The organism is Aliidiomarina iranensis (genome assembly GCF_003987135.1).
In the GTDB taxonomy this organism is placed as follows: Bacteria; Pseudomonadota; Gammaproteobacteria; order Enterobacterales; family Alteromonadaceae; genus Aliidiomarina; species Aliidiomarina iranensis.
This window is the reverse complement of the sequence record NZ_PIPJ01000007.1, coordinates 1-18503: the sequence shown is the minus strand read 5'-3', so window position 1 is coordinate 18503 and position 18503 is coordinate 1. Positions and strand designations below refer to the sequence as shown.

Here is an 18503-nt window from a genome sequence, read left to right as displayed (position 1 = left end):
CGGGGGTTGGCTTTTGGGTGCGCGTTGTGTGGAGGTATTCAAAGCTGGGTGGGGCGGCTATAATGTGGCCATTGCTTTGAATTTGGCTGTTTGAATAGGGATTCTTATGAAGATTTTAGTGACGGGCACGGCGGGTTTTGTGGGGTTCTATACGGCGGTGAAACTGCTGGAGATGGGCCATGAAGTGGTGGGCCTGGATAGCATTAATGATTATTACGATGTGAATTTGAAGTTTGGCCGTTTGGCGGAAAGTGGCATTGCGCGTGCTGATGTGGCTTATGGGGCGTTGCTGCAATCGAGTAAATACGCGAGTTATCGCTTTGTGCAGATGAAGCTGGAAGATACGGAGCAGGTGCAGGCGTTGTTTGCGGCTGAGAAGTTTGATGCGGTGTGCAATTTGGCGGCGCAGGCGGGGGTGCGGTATTCGCTGGAGAACCCGCGGGCTTATGTGGATGCCAATGTGGTGGGCTTTTTGAATATTTTGGAGGCGTGCCGGCATAACGGGGTGACGAATTTGAGTTACGCATCGAGCTCTTCGGTGTATGGGTTGAATGAAACCATGCCGTTTTCGGCGGAGCATAGCGTGAATCATCCGGTGAGTTTGTATGCGGCGACGAAGAAATCGAATGAGCTGATGGCGCACACCTATGCGCATTTGTATGGTATTCAGTGCACTGGGTTGCGGTTTTTTACGGTGTATGGGCCGTGGGGCCGGCCGGATATGGCGCCGTTTATTTTTACTAAGGCGGCGTTTAATGGTGACACGATTAAGGTATTTAACCACGGTAAGATGAAGCGCGATTTTACCTATATTGACGATATTGTTGAGGGTGTGGTTCGGGTGATTTTGCAGCCGTGCAGCGCGAATGCGGATTGGAGTGGGCTTGAGCCGGACCCTTCGAGTTCTTCGGCGCCGTATAAGATATATAACATTGGCAATAGTGATACGGTGGCGCTGATGGATTTTATTCAGGCGGTGGAGGCGGCGGCTGGGCGTGAGATTAACAAAGAGTTTATGCCGATTCAGCCGGGTGATGTGGTGGCGACTTTTGCGGATGTGAGCGCGTTGGAGCGGGGTATGGGTTATCGGCCTTCGACGCCGGTGACGGAAGGTATGCGACGCATGGTGGCGTGGTATCGGGCGTTTTATGGGGTTTGATGTGGAGAGAATGTGGAGTTCGCAGCAACGGGCGGCCATGCGAGCTTTGGGCGTGCCGGTTTATGATTTTTGCTTGGAGGATGGTGTGGTGGAGGATGGTGTCGTTGTCGGTGAGCTCTGTCCCCAGAGTGCGACAGCCGATGCCGCGCCGCCCGATACTAGTGCGCTAGAGGCTGGTGACACTGGTGCCATAGAAAGTGGTGTCGTTGTCGTTGAGCTCGTGCACTATCGTTTAGGACCTTGGTTTCTCAGTTTCCCAAGCGATATTCCGGCGGCGAGTTTTGACTGGCTGCGTGATTTATCTTCGTTTATTGGTGGCCGGCCGGTGCAGGTTTCTCATATTCCTGATGGCGCGGCGCAGGCTTCGGCGAGTGTTGTAGATTGTGGGGCTTTTGCTCAAAACGGACTGAGCCCGGAGCAAAAGCGGGCGCTTTGGGCCAAGCTGAAGCCGGCATTGAGCTGATATAGCTATGAAAAGAGATGAGCTCTCATCAGAGCGGGTGTTTGTTGCCAACGTAGAGCGCCTTACGCCGGACATGATGCAGATTGAAAAACAAGCGCATGCGGTGCCGTGGAGTGCGCAGGTTTTTGGCTTGTGTTTTGGTGGCGGTTACCGCGTTGTGGGTTTGTATTTGCTGGAGGCGAGTGGCGCTGCGCGGATAATTGGATATTCGGTGGTGCATAAGGTGCTGGATGAGCTGAGCTTGATGAATGTTGCGGTTGACCCTGAGTATCGTGGGCGGGGGTTCGGCCGCTTGTTGATGGACGATATGATTGCTTGTGCTTCGGATGAGCAAGGTGCGCTGCAATGGCGGATTTTTCTTGAGGTACGGGAGGGGAATGCCAGCGCTATTGGGCTGTACGAATCGCTTGGCTTTGAAGAGGTAGGCCGCCGTCCGGAGTATTATCAGCCTGCCCGTGCTGGGGACTCTCGTGAAGATGCCGTGGTGATGGTGCTTGGGGATTAGGTTGGGGGCACGCCCCCATTTTCTTCACACCTCTTTCGTGTGGGTAAAGGTAATCTCCGGGAACCGCTCTTGCGTGAGCGAGAGGTTTGCCATGGTTGGCGCGATGTAGGCGAGGTGGTCGCCGCCGTCGATGGCTAAATTGTGTTGTGCTTTGCGTTGAAACTCGTCGAATTTCTTGGCGTCATCGCAATACACCCAACGTGCCGTAGCTACCTGAATGTTTTCGTAAATCGCTTCCACCTTGTATTCCGCGCGCAAGCGGTGCACCACCACATCAAACTGCAGCATACCCACCGCGCCCACAATCAAATCATTCGAAGCCAGCGGACGGAATACTTGCACCGCACCTTCTTCTGAAAGTTGCACCAAGCCTTTCAATAGTTGCTTTTGCTTGAGCGGATCTTTCAACCGAATGCGGCGGAAAAGTTCCGGCGCAAAGTTTGGAATACCGGTGAATTTAAAATCATCACCCCAAGTAAAGGTATCACCGATTTGAATAGTGCCGTGGTTGTGCAAGCCGATAATATCGCCCGGCCACGCCTCATCCACGTGCTCCCGGTCGCCCGCAACGAACGTAAGCGCATCGGCGATACGCACTTCCTTGCCAAGCCGCACATGCCGCATTTTCATGCCTTGCTCATACTTGCCAGAAACAATGCGCATAAACGCAACCCGATCGCGGTGCTTAGGGTCCATATTCGCCTGAATTTTAAACACGAACCCAGAAAACTTCTCGTTCGCCGCTTCCACAAAGGCTTCTTTATCCGTGTTTCGGCCCATCGGCGTTGGCGCCCATTCCACCAAGCCATCGAGCATGTGATCGACACCGAAGTTACCCAAGGCGGTACCGAAAAACACCGGCGTAAGCTCACCGGCCAAAAACATTTCCAAATCAAAATCGTTGGAAGCGCCTTTCACCAAATTAATTTCTTCGCGCAGCTCATCGGCGTAACTGCCAATGCGCTTATCCAGCTCCGGGTTATCAATGCCTTTAATGATATCGAGTTCTTGAATGCGGTGGCCTTGGCCGGATTTGTAGAAAATCACCTCGTCCTGCGCAATGTGATACACCCCTTTAAAATTCTTGCCCTGGCCAATCGGCCAAGTAATCGGGGCGCACATGATTTTCAGGACATCTTCAACTTCATCTAACAACTCAAGCGGATCGCGAATATCCCGATCCAGCTTATTTACGAAGGTAAGAATTGGCGTATCGCGCAGGCGAGTGACGTCCATCAATTTAATGGTGCGTTCCTCAACACCCTTCGCCGCATCGATCACCATCAAACATGAATCTACCGCGGTGAGCGTGCGATAAGTATCTTCCGAGAAATCTTCGTGGCCCGGCGTATCGAGCAGGTTAACCAAGGAATCACGATACGGAAACTGCATCACAGAAGTGGTTACTGAGATACCCCGTTCCTTCTCCATTTCCATCCAATCAGATTTGGCGTGCTGGCCCGATTTTTTGCCCTTCACCGTGCCGGCTTTTTGAATCTTTTGCCCGTGCAACAACACCTTTTCGGTAATGGTGGTTTTACCCGCATCAGGGTGGGAAATAATGGCGAAGGTTCTTCGCATATTGATTTCATTGATTAAGCTTTGCTTCGACATGTACCCAACTTATCTTAATTATTTGCTGCTGTTGGCTGAAAAATGGCTCTTTTAGTTGCTTGAAACGCCTAACTTGAAACGCCAAAAAAGCCCCCAACGAATTGCCGCGCATTATACAGGCTTTATAGCGAAATATGTAGGGATAGCGTTCTTAGGTTGATTGTTAACAACAGGGGGCTGTGGCATGCTTGCTATTCTTCGAGGTTTTAAGGATATCTAGTTTAGATGCAAACCCACTCAGCAGATCCGCGGGCGCCGAAAGCGAAGCAAAAGGCTCGCCAAAGAGCGCATGAAACGGCGCAGCAAAAGAAGCAGGATAAGATTCATAAACAACTCACAGCTTTGTTTGCTGAGGAGCAAGCTGTGCCGGAAGTGTTGGCGGATTTAGTAGCATTTTTGCGGCGCGGTGGGGTGGCGCATGCGGCTGAGCGGATGGATGAGTTGACCATGTTCTTGCGCGAGAACTCGGAGCTTGCTGAGAATTTAGGTAGCCAATTGCATGGGCAGTTGGTGGGGCTCAACTTGTATCCGGCGTTGGTGAATTTGGGTATTTTTGCGCGCCGAGCGTTGCTGCGGGAGATGGCCACGCGGCTCTATGATCGCCTGATTCCGCCACCGCGGGAAGAGGGCAGCTCGCTGGATTTGTTGGCGCAGCTGTTTCACCGCAAGCGGGATGCCAAGTGGCTGATTACCATTCAGCCGGTGCAGTGGCTGCGTTTGTATGCGTTGCTGGCGCGCGCCAGTGATGAAGATAGTGTGCTCGCGGCGGAAGTGCATGTGCGGCAAGAAGTTTTGTATGTGCTGGAAATGCTCTCGATTTGGGTTGCGGCGGAGGAGCTGGAGCCGGAATTGATGCGCATTGACAAAAAGCTCATTGATATTGATTCACCGTTCATTGCTTTGCAGCGAGAAATGCAGATTTTTACCCGGCATGAAGCGCGGCGCATGGAAGGGGCGGATTTGCCGCCGTTTGATGCTAGCCACCTTTGGGTGATGCTCGAGCAAAGCCAGGAGCAAGTGAATAGGATTCGCAGGCGCGGACGCGGTACGGCGGGTTCTTCGCTAACGGTTGCGCATTTATTGGAGCGTTTGGAGCAAACGCTGGTGCGGATGAGTTCCTTGCTTTCGTTGTTAACCGCAGAAACGTCGTTTTTGGTGATGAAGCGTGGGGTGGCGCTTTGGCAGCATTTGGCGTTGGCTACCACGGTAAAAAATAGCACCTTGGACGTTTGGCGCACGAGCACGGCGATGGTATCGCGCAGCATTACTCAGAATAAGAGCGATCATGGTGAACATTATATTGCCCGCGATGTTGCTAGCTTTTACGCGATAATGCGTTCGGCAGCGGGGGCGGGTTTTGTGATTGCGCTGATGGCGCTGTTGAAGATTCACATTGAGAGCTTGGGGTTTGCGCCGCTGGCGAACACGATTTTGGTGAGTTTGAACTATGGTTTGGGCTTTGTGCTGATTCATATTTTGCGCTGTACGATTGCTACCAAACAGCCGGCGATGACGGCGGCGAGTTTTGCCGCGGAAGTTGAGCGTGGGGAAAGTGGTAGGGCGGTGCCGCGGAAGCTGGCGTCGCTTTTGATTGATGTGAATCGTTCGCAGTGGGCGGCGGTTTGGGGAAATATTTCTACGGCTGTGCTGACGGCGGCGATTGTGAGTGTGATGGCGTTTTGGTGGCTTGGCGGTAGTTTGTTGGACAGTGAAACGGTGCGTTATCAGCTTGCCGCGATTGAACCGATTAGCGGTATGGCGTTGTTTTTCGCGGCGATAGCGGGGGTATGGCTGTTTTGTTCGGGCCTGATTGCGGGCTACTTTGAGAACCGTGCCGATTACGTGCAATTGCGCGAGCGTTTGTTTCAGCATGTGCTTTTGAGTTGGCTGGGTGAGAAGTATCGTGAGCAATTTGCCAATTATTTGCATGAGAACTACGGCGCGATTATGGGGAATTTCTTCTTTGGCGTGTTGCTTGGGGTGACGGGGTATATTGGGTACTTGACGGGGCTGCCTTTGGACATTCGCCACGTGGCGTTCTCTTCGGCGAATTTAGGCTTTGCGGTGTTTAGTGATTTTCCGGGTGTGTTTGCGGTGTTGCAGGGCTTGTTTTTTGTGTTGCTGATTGGTTTTGTGAACCTGTGGGTGAGCTTTACGCTGGCGCTGTTGGTAGCGATGCAGGCGCGCGGGACAAGTATTCAGCGGTTCCGGCCGATGATGCGGTTTTTGTGGCAGCAACTGCGTGAGAACCCCTCGATTTTCGTGTTCCCGGCAGTGCCGGAAGGCGCGAGCGAGGAAGCGCGCGAGAAAGCGGATTAAGAGTGTGGGAGCGGGATAAGAGCGAGGAAGCGCAACGAAGCGAGAAAGCGCAACGAAGCGAGAAAGCGCAACGAAGAGCCGCGTAGGGCGCACAGAAAATGGGGTCGTTGTCGCGTTACTCTGGCACCTAACTCACCTTCGCCGCCCCCAACCTGTTGATAGTACGTTCAAAAATCGGGGTCGTTGTCGTGTTACTCTGGCACTTTTCGCGCTCTCCAAGACGCGATCTACGCATCCCAGAGCTTCTGATACTCGCCCTTGGTATCGTACATTTGCGCCTGTTTTTTTAGATTGAACCAACTACCGCCGCGAGGGTTTGCTGCGAGGCCGGCGATGTATTGCCAATTCCCGTAATTACTGCCGGGATCGTAATCAAGCAGGTTAGCTTCAAACCAAAGTGCGCCCAAGCGCCAATCGATTCCCATATCGTGAATCAGTGCCGACGCCGCGTTTTGGCGGCCTCGATTGCTCATGTATCCCGTTTTTTCTAATTCCCGCATATTCGCATTCAAAAATGCGTTCTCTGCTTTGCCCCAACACCAACGCCCGAACGCGCCCGATAGACCGGGGACAGAGAAATTGGGGTCGTTGTCGTGTTCCTCTGTCCCCTTTTCGAAATTGGAGCCAGAGTTAACATCCTCTGGCACCTTTCCGGAAGGCTTTCCTTGAGGTTCTCCCTTAGGTTCGGCAATACCTTTAAATAGCTCGGCACCGCGCTCCGCAGCAAGAAACTGGAAAAAATCGCGCCAGAGTAATTCGACGATTAGCCATTCCGTTGAAGCATTTTCACCATGTGCCCTCTCATACTCCCGAACTGCTCTAAGAACTTGCGAAGGCGCGATACACCCGAGGTTTAACCATGGGGAGAGCTTGCTTGAGTAATCAGCGCCAATTAAACCATTTCGAGTTTCTTTGTAGTGACCAACTGGTTTGCTGCAGTAATCATGGAGCCGCGCTCGCCCCGCTTTTTCACCGCCTTGAAATAGCAAAACTGAACGTTCATCGAGTTCTGCATCGATGGGGATAGGGCTTTTCGTTAGTGAAGTGTGCTCGAGAGATTGGTGCCAGAGCTTCGCGACAACGACACCATTTTCTCTGGCGCCGTTCTCATTTTGGTGCCAGAGCTTCGCGACAACGACCCCATTTTTTCGGGCACCGTTTTCGGGGGCGCCTACCTTGCGGCGAAACTTGCTGAAGCTGCTCAATGGTTGCGGGTGTGATGCAAAAACGTGTGCTGACGGCCAAAGTGTATAGCACTCGTGCTGCACGAGTTCTACACCAATGGCGTGCAAGGCCTGCAAAACGCGCTCAGCACTTTCCGATTCCTCATACGCAAATAAGCGCTGAGTATGTACGCGCGTAATCCCCAAGCTTTGGCATATTTTCGGGAGCAAATCTTCCGGCTCGCCTTCTTGTACCAAAAGCTCGCCACCTAAGCCTTGCAATTGCTCCTGCAAATCTTGCACTGATTCCCACAGGAACTTCGCGCGCAAGGGCCGGCAGCGCGGCATACCGAGCCAACTTCCGGTGTATTGCTGATCATAAAAGAACACGCCTAGCGGCGCGGCCTGTTTCGAATCGGCTAGAGCCGTCAACGCGGGGTTATCGGCAACCCGTAAATTGCGGCGAAACCAAACCAGCTCGGAAATTCCAGAACTTATATCATTCATTTGCACACCCACCTCGTACCTAAACTTTCGGCCGCTAAACGCCACAATAACTTGCTGCTTCCGTTATTTTTTCTCTGATTTTGCAGCCGCCGATTCCCGAAACGTAGAAAAATCCACCGGCGGCTCAATATCCTGCGCCCCCTCGGCAGGTATCACGCCCACTGGTTTTTCCGGTTCCGCATATTCCAGCCGGTTAATCAACGCGGTGCTGTGATAGCCATCTAGCCCAGAAATTGCCAGCGTGCTCAGATCCTCGATAGCCACATAACCATCACCACGAAGCGCTTGCTCGGCAAACCGCACCCATTCAATTTCGCCAATCACAAACTCCGTGCCATTCACCTTGAACGGAACAATTTCTACCAAGCGCAGGCCCATTTGCAACGGGCTTTCAGCTACAGCAGGCGCCGCAAAACCATCGTGCCAGTGCGGAGTGAGGCCGCAAGCTTGGAATTCACAAACCTCGGGCGAAAAGCTGGCGCTGGTTAAGTGCGCCGCATGTAGCATGCTCGCGCCCACATGGTTAATGGTGTAGTAACCAGTGGCCTCAATATTTTCCACCGTATCTCGTTGTACCGGCTCCCCTTTTTCGGTTGTCCGCGGACGCATGACCATGCCAATCAAGGGCGGATTCGCGCCCAGATGGACCACGGAGCTCACCATGGAAAGGTTCAAATTCTTATTCCTATCGGTAGTGCCCACCAAATTCGCACTTTTAAAGCCGGATAGGCTATTAATTAGCCGTGCCCGAAAACGCCTCGGCAGGCTTTTGAAATCATGCTTGTTAAATTGCAACTTACTCATAATCGTCCTTTTACTCACGTTTTTATTTTCGGCTTGATCGCGCGCGACGACACCGCTCGGAGCAATACCGAACGTCATCCCAAACTTTTTCCCACTTTTTTCGCCACGTGAATGGCCGTTGGCACGTGGCGCAAACTTTTGTGGGTAAGTGTTGTTTCTTCATCTCAAGCTCTCTTTTTGCCTGGTTGTTCGTGTTCTCTATTCGCTCTCTATTCAATATGGCGCTCAAGAATTTCCGGCAAATTCGCCCGCACCAGCGGATCTTTTCGCCATTTCCAAAGGTTATCGCGAGCGCGCTTGCCCGTTTCCTTAAGGTTAATGATGGGCTCAGGGTAATCGCGGCCGAGCTGAAAATCATGCAATATCTGCTCAAAAGGCGGCATTATCCAGGGCTCGTGAATGTATTCATTAGGAATGTTGCGCAGCTCCGGCAGCCAGCGCCGGATAAATACACCCTCGGGGTCGTGTTCCTGTGATTGTTTCACCGGGTTATAGATGCGAATGGTGTTAATGCCGGTAATGCCCGCTTGCATTTGAAACTGAGGGTAGTGAATGCCGGGTTCAAAATCCAAAAATAGGCGCCCGAGGTGGGCGGTACCCATGCGCCAATCAAGAAACAGATGATGCGTGAGAAAGCTTACCAACATGGCGCGCATACGAAAATTGATATAACCGGTTTTTTGTAACGCGCGCATGCATGCATCCACCAAGGGGAAGCCGGTTTTGCCGCGCAGCCAATGGGTTAGATGATCGATATCGCCAGTACGATGCAGCTTTTCGTAACCAAGATTGAGCGGCTCATGCTGCAGGCGCGGCTCTAACTCAAATTTTTGAATAAAATGACAATGCCAACGCAGCCTTGAGAGCACGCCGCGCGTCGCCATCTTCCAGCCATCTTCTTTGCTTTTCGCTTTGCAGGCTTGATATACCGTGCGCACGCTCAAATTTCCGAAGGCCAAATATGGAGAAAGCCGAGAGCAATGGGCGCGGCTGAGTTCCGGTTTGGAAATGAATTTGTGATATTGACGGCCGCGCTCGTGTAAGAAATCGTGCAGCCACTTTCGCCCTGAGAGCTCACCGCCATTCTGGTAATTTGTGTTTGTGGCCAGCCATGCGCTTGGGATTACCCAATCGCTTTTGCCCGCTGGAATCTTCGCGCTTGGGCCAAATGTTTCGGTTTGCGGCAGGTTTTGCAAATCAGCCTGAAGTAGGGGTTGGTGCATGGTTTTATACCAGCGTTTTCGCCACCCTTCGCGATTTTTAAGCGCGCGTTCAACGCCGTTGCTGGGAAACTCCTGCCAAGTTACTTGGTTCGCTTTGCACCATGCGCCAATGTGCCTATCTCGTTCGAAGGTGTTGGCGAGCCCGGTTTCTTCGGAGCTGAAAATTTTCTGGATGCCAAATTTAGCGTGCAGCTCTGCGAATATTTGCTCAGCATTGCCGTGGACAATTTTTACTTCCTGATTGAACGGCGCGAGTTGCCGGTTCATCTGCGCAATTGATTGCATCGCGAAGCGCCAGTGATGCTCGCCAAAATGCGTGTCTTCGAGCAGCATCGGTTCCACGATGTACAGCAATAAGGTGGGCGCGCCGCTTCCACACGCAGCGGCAAGCGGAGCGTGATCCCGAAGCCGAAGATCGCGTTTGAACCAGACAATGTTAATCATGCAAACCGTTACGAATCCGCACCGTTTTTAGTTCAGGGAGAGCGCTCTTTTAAAGCGCGTTTGGTGCCATAGAAAATGGTGTCGTTGTCGGTGTACTCTGGCACTTTTTCCGAAAAAGTGCCAGAGTACACCGACAACGACACCTTTCTCCGCCCGCCATACCGCGGTTTGCTTGCGTAAAAGTGGATTTAGGTGCCAGAGTAACGCGACAACGACCCCATTTTCTCGGGTACCGTTTTCTATCGGAGCTGCTGCAGGGTTAGGGCGATGCGCGCGATATTTGCAGGTTCGTTGCGTTGGCCTTGCTGGCCGGAAAGGGGCATGTCTGGGCTGTCGGTTTCGAGCACCAGTGCATTGAGTGGCACCCGAGCGATAGCATCGCGAGTTTTGCGGGCGCGTTCGTAAGTAATTACTCCGCCCACACCAAGGCGAAAGCCAGCATCAACCCATTGCATTGCCTGCTGGTAGCTGCCAGAAAACGCATGCACAATACCACCCCGCACCCCAGCCTTTTTCACCATCGGCAGCATGGTATCTAAGGTTTTCCGATGATGCAGAATCACTGGTAAGTTCATATCAGCCGCAATACTCAACTGCTTCTCAAACAGTGCGAGCTGCAAATCGAACAAAGGCCGCGTGGCATCTAACCCAATTTCACCTACCGCCAACGCGTCTTTTTGCAAAAACTCCGGCAACAGCGCCAAATCGTTCGCAAAATCAGAAAGTTCGGGCTCGCCCCCAATAACTCGTTCAGCTAAAAAATACGGATGCAGCCCATACGCCACTCGCCAGCGGCTAAAGCTCGCCGCCATTACCGCCAAACGTGGCCATTGCTTGGCAGTAACACCAAGCACCAAAAAGCGCTCCACTCCCGCAGCAACTGCACGTGCCATCACTTCTTCCCGATCTGCATCGAAAGCTGGAAAATCTAAATGGCAATGGGAATCGGTGAGGCCGGCAGGACCAGAATTGCTGCCTAAGAAGGAATTAGTTGCCGCAAAATCTGAGGCGCTCTCAGCCGCAGAATCTACAGCCTCAGCCTCAGAATCTAAGCCCGCAAGCATAGCTTCATTCACCGAGGGAAAGGCGCGCAATAACTCCATCACTCTTTCGGCGCTTCCACCGAAATAGGCCGCCGCCGGCGCAAGAATGAAAAGGTTACCAAAACCCCCGCCAAAAAGGCCAACAGCAACATAAAGGCCTGTTGCTGCAGGGAAGCCCGGTGATAGGGCCTAGATTCTGCGGTAATTCGATCATAATCAAAGGTAATGCGCACAAACCCAAGCAGGTGTGGGCCTGAATCGGAGCGATCATACACCGGCGCAACCATGGGTACCGCCCAAATGGAATCCGGCAGGTTGGTAAGGTAAGTGTGCACTGGCATATCGTGCCCTACGCGCACTAAATTTCGGCCGAGCTCATCTTGAATGCTTACCTCAAGAATGGCCTCTTGGTTTTGTAAATGTTGCGCTAAATTCTCTAAACCGTTGTAGTTATCTTCAATAAACCATATCTTGGCTTCGTTTTGTGCCTGCGCCATAATCACTTGGGCAAGGTTCTCGGTGTGTTCAACCAACACTTCTTCGCCTTTTTGGTTGGCTTGATACCAACTATTAGCGATAATACCGAGCAACGCCAGCGCCGCCACGATAAGGATAACGCGGCGATACGTGCGCTCACCGGGCAGCATCCAAGGCCGTTTCCTGCTCGCAGTAGGTTTTTCTGAGTGGGCTGTATTCATAACGGCAACTTTAGCCTAGCGCGGGCCTGCAAGCAATTGCTTGTGAACACAAACTTTTTGCCCGTTTAATTTAAAACGAATAACGATTCACGAACAACAAACAACGAACAACTAAGAGCGCCAGAGCGCGAGGAACCCAGAATGAGCACATTACCGGACATGCATAAACCTGGCTTAGCGGTTTTTGATATGGATTCAACCCTCATTCAACTCGAGAGTATCGATGCTATTGCCGCGGCGGCAGGCCACGGCGAAGCGGTTGCCGAAATCACCGAACGTGCTATGCGCGGTGAATTAGATTTCAAAGAAGCCCTCTACGAACGGGTAAAAATGCTCGCAGGCGTGCCGGAAGATGTTGTTTTCGCCATGGCCGATAACCTGCCATACACCGAAGGCGCCGATGAACTCATGCGTTTTTTACGCAAGCACCGGTGGCGCATTGCTATTGTATCCGGCGGTTTCACGTACTTCGCCGATATGGCTGCCATGCGCTGGGGCGCTGATTACGTAGCCTGCAACGTTTTAGAAGTAGCCGATGGCAAACTTACCGGACGTTTACTCGGCCCTATCGTTGATGCTGAGGCGAAAGCCGATGCACTCAAAGCTCTCATGCGCCAATACGGCTTACCGCGGGAACAAGTTGTTGCCATTGGCGATGGCGCAAATGATATTGCCATGATAGAAGCCGCCGGTTTAGGCGTGGCCTTTAATGCCAAACCGGCGTTAGCGAAAGTGGCCGATATACAAATTGAAGGGTCGCTCGCGAAACTGATCGAGGTTTTAGCCTAGCATACGATAAAGAGCATCCGGCGCATAATCTGGGGTGTGCTCACACCCCGGTAGCGGCCAATACACTGCGCCATACTCATCAACTGCCGCTAGTGAGAAGTTTTCTGGGTTGCGCAGAGGCTCAAATATCGGCCCATATAAAGATTGGGCAATACAAACTTCACCGGCTTTTCCATCAGTAAATTCGAGCGCCAAGATAAAGCCAGGCTTGGCAACTACGGTGCTTACTTTTGGCAAGGTCATAGGTTTACTCCAAAGGCTTTATTTTGATTAGAGGCTGCAATGCTTTTGCTAGCTTCCAGTTTAATTAGTTTTCGCTCAAACCCCAAACACATCAAATATATTTTCATCGCTAAGAACTTCCGTGGCGGTGCCGTGGGCGTAAACTTTGCCATTGGCGAGGAGCACAGCGTTATCGCAGAAGGTTTTGCCGGCGGCTAAATCGTGCATTACTACTAAAACAGTGCCGCCATTTTGCGCGTGCTGTTGCAGCAGGTTCATTACCGCAAGCTGATGGCGTGGATCGAGCCCCGCGGTAGGTTCATCCGCGAGAATTATTTTCGGTTTGCCAGCAAATACGCGAGCGAGCAGGGCGCGTTGCAATTCGCCGGTGGATATTTCCAATACTTTGCGCTCGGCTAGGTGTAAGCAATCGGTTTGCGCCATAGCTTCTTGCACCGCGGCTTGTTTTTCTTCCCGGCTCCAGCTCTCGCGCGACAATGTTCCGAGCTCCACCAGGGCACTTACTTTCAGCGCCCACGCTGGCGTAATTTGTTGGCCTAAATAGCCTATGTCAGCCTGCGGAAAATTCTGTAGCTCGCTGGCTTTTATCTGCTCAGCAGACATAACTCCGGCTAAAATCTTCAATAAAGTGCTCTTTCCGGCACCATTTTCGCCGAAAATGCCGGTAACTTTGCCAGTTTCAAACTGCAATGAGATATCGCTGAGAATGCCTCTGTTGTTGTACGCAAAGTTCAAGTTACTAAAGCTAATGGCGTTGGTATTGCGAGATTGGCTCATTTTGCATTCCCCCACAGGCTGCCAGACATATTGTGGCGCACCAACAACATCAAGAAGAACGGCCCACCAATCAGGGTGGCCATTACCCCTACTTGTAACTCTGCACCGGTGGGTAGAAGCTGCACGGCGATGTCCATGAGAAGCACTAATAGAGCGCCGGCGAGCATGCTGCTGAGCAATAATCGGCGGGGATCGCCATGCACTAAGGGGCGTAGCAGGTGTGGCACCACTAAGCCGACGAAGCCGATAACGCCGGTTACCGCAACTGCGCCACCTACGAGCAGTGCGGTGCCCATGAGTATTTTTCCGCGTTCGAATGCGCCATTGAAGCCCATGGAAGTGGCAGTTTCTTCGCCTAAGGTGAGCGCTTGCAAGTAGCGTCCACCGGTGAAAATGAGTAGGCCACCGAGCACGAGGAATGGTGCGATGAGCAGGATTTGTTCGATATCCCGGTTGGCGAGCGAGCCCATCAGCCAAAAGCTTATTTCTTGCATGGCAAATGGGTTGGGCGCCATGCTGAGGGCCAATGCGATTAGGCCGGAGAGGAACGCAGATACGGCCACACCGGACAAAATCAGGGTGGTAATGCTCGCTCGCATGCCGGCAATGAGCACTACGATGAGCAAGGCTAGAGCGCTGCCGAGCACGGCTGCTATGGGAAGTAGCCAGGAATACCAAGTGGCGAAACCGAAATATAATACGATTACCGCGGCCAGCGCTGCGCCGGACGATACGCCTAAAATTCCCGGCTCGGCCAACGGATTACGCAGCAAGCCTTGCATGCCAGCCCCCGCTAAACCCAAAGCCGCGCCGGTAATGAGTGCAAGCAAAATCCGCGGCAGCCGAATATCAAACAGAATCTGCCGCGCAACCTCCACTTCAGCGGTGCCATAGAAGTTGGTGCCAGACACCGTTTTCTCTGTCCCCATTTCTGAACCCGAGAAGTTGGGGTCGTTGTCGTGAAGCTCTGTCCCCATTTCTGCGGTGCTAGTTTCTTGGGTGCTAGTTTCTTGGGAACTAAAAGCAGAGAGCACGTTGATATCGGCGCTACCTACCCACATGGCGGCGGTTGCGGTAATCAAAATGGCGAGGGCTAGGAGAATGCGGTGTTGATTCATGGTTGGCTTTCTTGTGTTTTGAGTGGCTGCAGTTGGGCTTCAATAATAGCAATGGCTTCGGGGAGCCGTTGTGCCATGCATCCGCTGATTTCGCGCGGCATGTAAATAGTTTGTACGCCTTGGCGCTGCTGATAATTGCGCAGTGATTTATGCATTAAATTTAAATTCGCCAGCGCAAATGAACTCGCCGCTGCCGCGCTAAGCGCATCGCTTGCCGAACCATCTTGAGCAAGCAGTTGGCCTTCGAGCATAAGAATATCCGGTTGCCATTGCAGGATATCTTCCAAACCAACTTTCACTAAACCATCGCCGTTGCGCGCGGCGAGGTTTTCCAACCCAAGGTACTGAAAAAGCTCGTTTAGCAAATTATTGCCGCCAAAACTCCATTGGTTTACCTGCATGGCTAAAATAGTAGGCTTTGAACTTTCATGCTGAACTGAATGAGCAGCCTCTGAGTTTGCAATAGCCACAACATCTGCGGCGGCCAACTCGGGCTGCTGCAAAAGCGCGGCTAACTCCCGGTAAAATCGCTCAGCACCGGCGAAACTGTTCGGTTCATCGAGCACCGCCACTGGCAAACCATTATTACGGAAATTGTTGATGCGGATAGGCGAATTAAATTGTCCGGCGATAATCATATCCGGCTCGAGCCGCATAACCTGCTCGATACGGCCATTGTGTTCGGCCACCGGATAAAACTCAAAATGCGGATTTTGCCAGCGCGAAAGCACAAAATCGATGCAGTAATTCATGGAAACAATGCGCAGTTTATTGGCCTCCGCGGCTTCGGCACCTGCTTGCACTGCTAGCTCAGCTTTTGCGTCTGCCCCAGCTTTCGCCCCAGCAGCGCTTTTTACTCCGGGCATGGCCATTGCTATTTCCCCATCACCCGCTCTCGCTGAAGCCAAGAAGGCAACCGCAAAGAAACATAGGAAAAAGCGGAATCGGGTTCCCCTCATGTTGCGCTTCCCTTATTATGTTGAGTGATGAATGGCTGGCCTCAATGTTTAAGCCCTTATGTATCAGCCACAGTTTATCAGCCCCTTCGCGGATTAGCACTTTAGCAGAGAGAGAAATATGGCCAAGGCGAAACAGAAAACCGCTTATGTATGCACCGAATGTGGCGCTGATTTTCCGCGTTGGCAAGGCCAATGCAGCGAGTGCGGCGAGTGGAATACGGTAAGCGAAGTGCGCTTAGGTACCGCCACGCCAAGCTCTGGGGGGCGCAGCCGCACTGGTTTTTCTGGCCTTACCGAATCGAAAGTGCAAACGCTGAATGAAGTAGATTTGCAACAGGTGCCGCGCTTTTCAACGAGTTTCCAAGAGTTTGATCGGGTGCTTGGCGGCGGTATCGTGCCCGGTTCCGCTATTCTCATTGGTGGTTCGCCGGGAGCGGGGAAGAGTACCTTGTTGCTGCAAACCATGTGCAAGTTAGCCGAGCACATGCCGGCGCTTTACGTAACCGGTGAAGAGAGTTTGCAGCAGGTGGCAATGCGCGCCCAGCGCCTGAATTTGCCCACGGATAAGTTACGCATGTTGGCGGAAACATCGGTGGAACTTATTTGCCAGCTCGCCGATAAAGAAAAACCCAAGATTATGGTGATCGATTCCATTCAAGTGATGCACCTTACGGATATTCAATCGGCGCCGGGAAGTGTTTCTCAGGTGCGCGAAACTGCGGCCTACCTTACGCGCTACGCCAAACAAAATAATGTGGCTATTTTTATGGTGGGGCATGTAACCAAAGATGGTTCTTTGGCCGGCCCGAAAGTGTTGGAACACTGCATTGATTGTTCGGTGATTTTGGATGGTGATGGTGATTCCCGTTATCGCACCTTGCGGGGCACGAAAAACCGCTTTGGGGCTGTGAACGAGCTCGGTGTTTTTGCCATGATGGGCGATGGCCTAAAAGAAGTGAAAAATCCCTCGGCTATTTTCTTGAGCCGCGGCCAAGAGCACGGCAGTGGTTCGGTGGTGCTCACAGTTTGGGAAGGTACCCGGCCGTTGTTGGTGGAGATTCAGGCGTTAGTGGACCACTCGCAACTTTCTAACCCGCGCCGCGTTGCGGTTGGCACCGAGCAAAATCGGCTCGCGCTTTTGCTTGCGGTTTTGCATCGCCATGGTGGCCTGATGCTTGGTGATCAGGATGTGTTTGTGAATGTGGTGGGCGGCGTTCGAGTAGTGGAAACAAGCTCGGATTTGGCTTTGCTGTTAGCTATTGTTTCCAGTTTTCGCGATCAGCCTATTCCGCAAGATATGGTGGTGTTTGGCGAAGTGGGGCTAAGCGGCGAAATTCGGCCGGTGCCAAATGGCGGTGATCGCCTTAACGAGGCTGCGAAACATGGCTTTAAACGCGCCATAGTGCCGATTGCCAATGTGCCGAAAAATATTCCGGCGGGCATGCAAGTGCAGGGTGTGAAAAATATCGCTGAGGCATTGGAGCTAGTTTAGTTGTTGTAGGCGCGCATTGGCCGCTGAAGGCTTTTGTGGCTCTGGCAGTTTGGGCGCTCGCTATAAAACCTAAGCGCCGCGCACAAAAAAAGCGCAACTAGTTTAACACCATGCGCTTTCAAGAGATTGGCAGGGGCGGAGGGATTCGAACCCCCAACCATCGGTTTTGGAGACCGCTGTTCTACCAATTGGAACTACGCCCCTGCAACAGCGCTGAATTATACCGAGCATCTAATCCGCGGCAAGTGTTTTATGCTAAAACCAAAACGTTTGCACGGTTTTTAATCGATTTAAGCGGTTTGTGTAATTACTTAGTACCAAATATTTTATCACCGGCATCGCCGAGGCCTGGCAAAATATAACCATGTTCGTTGAGGCGATCATCGAGTGCGGCCGCATAAATTGTAACATCGGGGTGGGCTTTTAAAACGCGCTCTACGCCTTCTGGCGCGGCTACTAACACCAAGATACGAATTTCTTTGCAGCCATGTTTTTTCAGCATATCTAATGTGGCTACCATGGAGCCGCCGGTGGCGAGCATTGGGTCGATCACGAGCGCCATGCGCTCATCGATGTTGCCGGCGAATTTCTCGTAATAGGGCACTGGCTCGAGTGTTTCTTCATCGCGGTAGAGCCCAACGACACTCACTTTCGCACTTGGAATTAGCTGCAAAACGCCGTCCATCATGCCTAGGCCGGCACGGAGAATCGGCACGATGGTAATCTTTTTGCCTTTCAGGCGTTGCACCTGAATTGGCGTATTGTTCCAGCCATCGATTTCGGCTGTTTCGAGCTCTAAATCTTGGGTGGCTTCATAGGTTAAAAGGTTGCCGAGCTCGTTGGCCAACTCACGAAAATCTTTGGTGCTGATATCGGCCGCACGCATTAAACCGATTTTATGCTGAATGAGTGGATGATTGATAACGTGAATGCTCATTGGGGCCTCTTTAAACACATGAATTTGCAACAGTATAACGGAAAATCCCGCGCTTGGGGGATTCACGGATAGAGCTAGCTTCCGGGAGAGCGTGTCGAGCCTGCCGAACCGCTCGAGCACATATATGGACACCTCACATTACGCAAGTTGTTTAGTGACATAGTTTTACTTTGTTTTTAACCAGCTTTGCGCGATGTGAACAGGATAAAACTGCACTCGTATATACGGCCTGTTATGAGCTTCAAG

General features: G+C 52.2%; 18 protein-coding genes and 1 tRNA gene. 6 read left to right on the top strand and 13 right to left on the bottom strand.

The genetic code is table 11. From position 1 onward, the window contains the following. Positions 1-106: 106 nt before the first annotated feature. The 3 genes from CWE08_RS09170 to rimI are packed head-to-tail and all read left to right on the top strand — an operon-like array spanning position 107 to position 2127. Positions 107-1159, top strand: coding sequence for an NAD-dependent epimerase (locus CWE08_RS09170; RefSeq protein ID WP_126767698.1), 1053 nt, complete (start codon positions 107-109; stop codon positions 1157-1159). 10 nt (positions 1160-1169) lie between these two features. Further along, positions 1170-1622 carry a hypothetical protein gene (locus CWE08_RS09165; protein WP_126767697.1) on the top strand — a complete coding sequence of 151 codons (453 nt, stop codon included), beginning with the start codon at positions 1170-1172 and terminating at the stop codon, positions 1620-1622. 7 nt (positions 1623-1629) lie between these two features. Then, positions 1630-2127, top strand: coding sequence for a ribosomal protein S18-alanine N-acetyltransferase (rimI, locus tag CWE08_RS09160; RefSeq protein ID WP_126767695.1), 498 nt, complete (start codon positions 1630-1632; stop codon positions 2125-2127). Between the two features lie 24 nt (positions 2128-2151). On the opposite strand, the gene prfC is transcribed toward rimI, so the two are convergent. Beyond that, the gene (gene prfC, locus CWE08_RS09155) at positions 2152-3741 is read right to left on the bottom strand and encodes a peptide chain release factor 3 (protein WP_126767693.1); all 1590 of its coding nucleotides are present in this window, start codon (positions 3739-3741) and stop codon (positions 2152-2154) included. Between the two features lie 225 nt (positions 3742-3966). Here prfC and CWE08_RS09150 point away from each other — a divergent pair, with 225 nt between their 5' ends. Continuing rightward, positions 3967-6060 (top strand): site-specific recombinase, encoded by a 2094-nt coding sequence (locus CWE08_RS09150; protein ID WP_126767692.1) that lies wholly within the window; start codon positions 3967-3969, stop codon positions 6058-6060. A gap of 227 nt (positions 6061-6287) precedes the next feature. Here the strand turns inward: CWE08_RS09150 and CWE08_RS09145 are convergent, their stop codons facing one another. The 6 genes from CWE08_RS09145 to CWE08_RS09120 form a co-directional block, all read right to left on the bottom strand. Beyond that, positions 6288-7730 carry a DASH family cryptochrome gene (locus tag CWE08_RS09145; RefSeq protein WP_126767690.1) on the bottom strand — a complete coding sequence of 481 codons (1443 nt, stop codon included), beginning with the start codon at positions 7728-7730 and terminating at the stop codon, positions 6288-6290. 63 nt (positions 7731-7793) lie between these two features. Next, entirely contained in the window at positions 7794-8534 is a 741-nt protein-coding gene (locus tag CWE08_RS09140) for a flavin reductase family protein (protein WP_126767689.1), read from the bottom strand. Positions 8535-8556: 22 nt separating this feature from the next. Then, positions 8557-8697, bottom strand: a complete 141-nt coding sequence (locus CWE08_RS09135; RefSeq protein ID WP_126767687.1) for a DUF2256 domain-containing protein — start codon at positions 8695-8697, stop codon at positions 8557-8559. 46 nt (positions 8698-8743) lie between these two features. Next, on the bottom strand, positions 8744-10201 hold the full coding sequence (locus tag CWE08_RS09130) for an FAD-binding domain-containing protein (protein WP_126767686.1): 1458 nt from the start codon (positions 10199-10201) through the stop codon (positions 8744-8746). A gap of 239 nt (positions 10202-10440) precedes the next feature. After that, the gene (locus CWE08_RS09125; RefSeq protein WP_241973879.1) at positions 10441-11304 is read right to left on the bottom strand and encodes a TatD family hydrolase; all 864 of its coding nucleotides are present in this window, start codon (positions 11302-11304) and stop codon (positions 10441-10443) included. Beyond that, positions 11304-11942, bottom strand: a complete 639-nt coding sequence (locus CWE08_RS09120) for an AhpA/YtjB family protein (protein WP_126767684.1) — start codon at positions 11940-11942, stop codon at positions 11304-11306. The genes CWE08_RS09125 and CWE08_RS09120 overlap by 1 nt, the downstream gene beginning before the upstream one ends. A 141-nt stretch (positions 11943-12083) precedes the next feature. On the opposite strand from CWE08_RS09120, the gene serB reads away from it, so the two are divergent. Beyond that, entirely contained in the window at positions 12084-12731 is a 648-nt protein-coding gene (gene serB, locus CWE08_RS09115) for a phosphoserine phosphatase SerB (RefSeq protein WP_126767683.1), read from the top strand. Here the strand turns inward: serB and CWE08_RS09110 are convergent. The 4 genes from CWE08_RS09110 to CWE08_RS09095 form a co-directional block, all read right to left on the bottom strand. Next, positions 12723-12974 carry a DUF2442 domain-containing protein gene (locus CWE08_RS09110; protein WP_241973876.1) on the bottom strand — a complete coding sequence of 84 codons (252 nt, stop codon included), beginning with the start codon at positions 12972-12974 and terminating at the stop codon, positions 12723-12725. The two genes, serB and CWE08_RS09110, sit on opposite strands and share 9 nt — an antisense overlap. A gap of 75 nt (positions 12975-13049) precedes the next feature. Next, positions 13050-13751, bottom strand: coding sequence for an ABC transporter ATP-binding protein (locus tag CWE08_RS09105; RefSeq protein ID WP_126767681.1), 702 nt, complete (start codon positions 13749-13751; stop codon positions 13050-13052). Next, complete coding sequence (locus CWE08_RS09100) at positions 13748-14869, bottom strand: FecCD family ABC transporter permease (protein WP_126767680.1); 1122 nt, start codon at positions 14867-14869, stop codon at positions 13748-13750. Before CWE08_RS09100 ends, CWE08_RS09105 begins: the two co-directional genes overlap by 4 nt. Further along, positions 14866-15828, bottom strand: coding sequence for an ABC transporter substrate-binding protein (locus CWE08_RS09095; RefSeq protein WP_126767678.1), 963 nt, complete (start codon positions 15826-15828; stop codon positions 14866-14868). Before CWE08_RS09095 ends, CWE08_RS09100 begins: the two co-directional genes overlap by 4 nt. 118 nt (positions 15829-15946) lie before the next feature. On the opposite strand from CWE08_RS09095, the gene radA reads away from it, so the two are divergent. Continuing rightward, positions 15947-17320 (top strand): DNA repair protein RadA, encoded by a 1374-nt coding sequence (gene radA / locus CWE08_RS09090; RefSeq protein WP_126767677.1) that lies wholly within the window; start codon positions 15947-15949, stop codon positions 17318-17320. 127 nt (positions 17321-17447) lie between these two features. Here radA and CWE08_RS09085 read toward each other — a convergent pair. Beyond that, positions 17448-17524, bottom strand: a tRNA-Trp gene (locus tag CWE08_RS09085). A gap of 103 nt (positions 17525-17627) precedes the next feature. Further along, positions 17628-18257 carry a uracil phosphoribosyltransferase gene (gene upp, locus CWE08_RS09080; protein ID WP_126767675.1) on the bottom strand — a complete coding sequence of 210 codons (630 nt, stop codon included), beginning with the start codon at positions 18255-18257 and terminating at the stop codon, positions 17628-17630. Positions 18258-18503 lie beyond the last annotated feature (246 nt).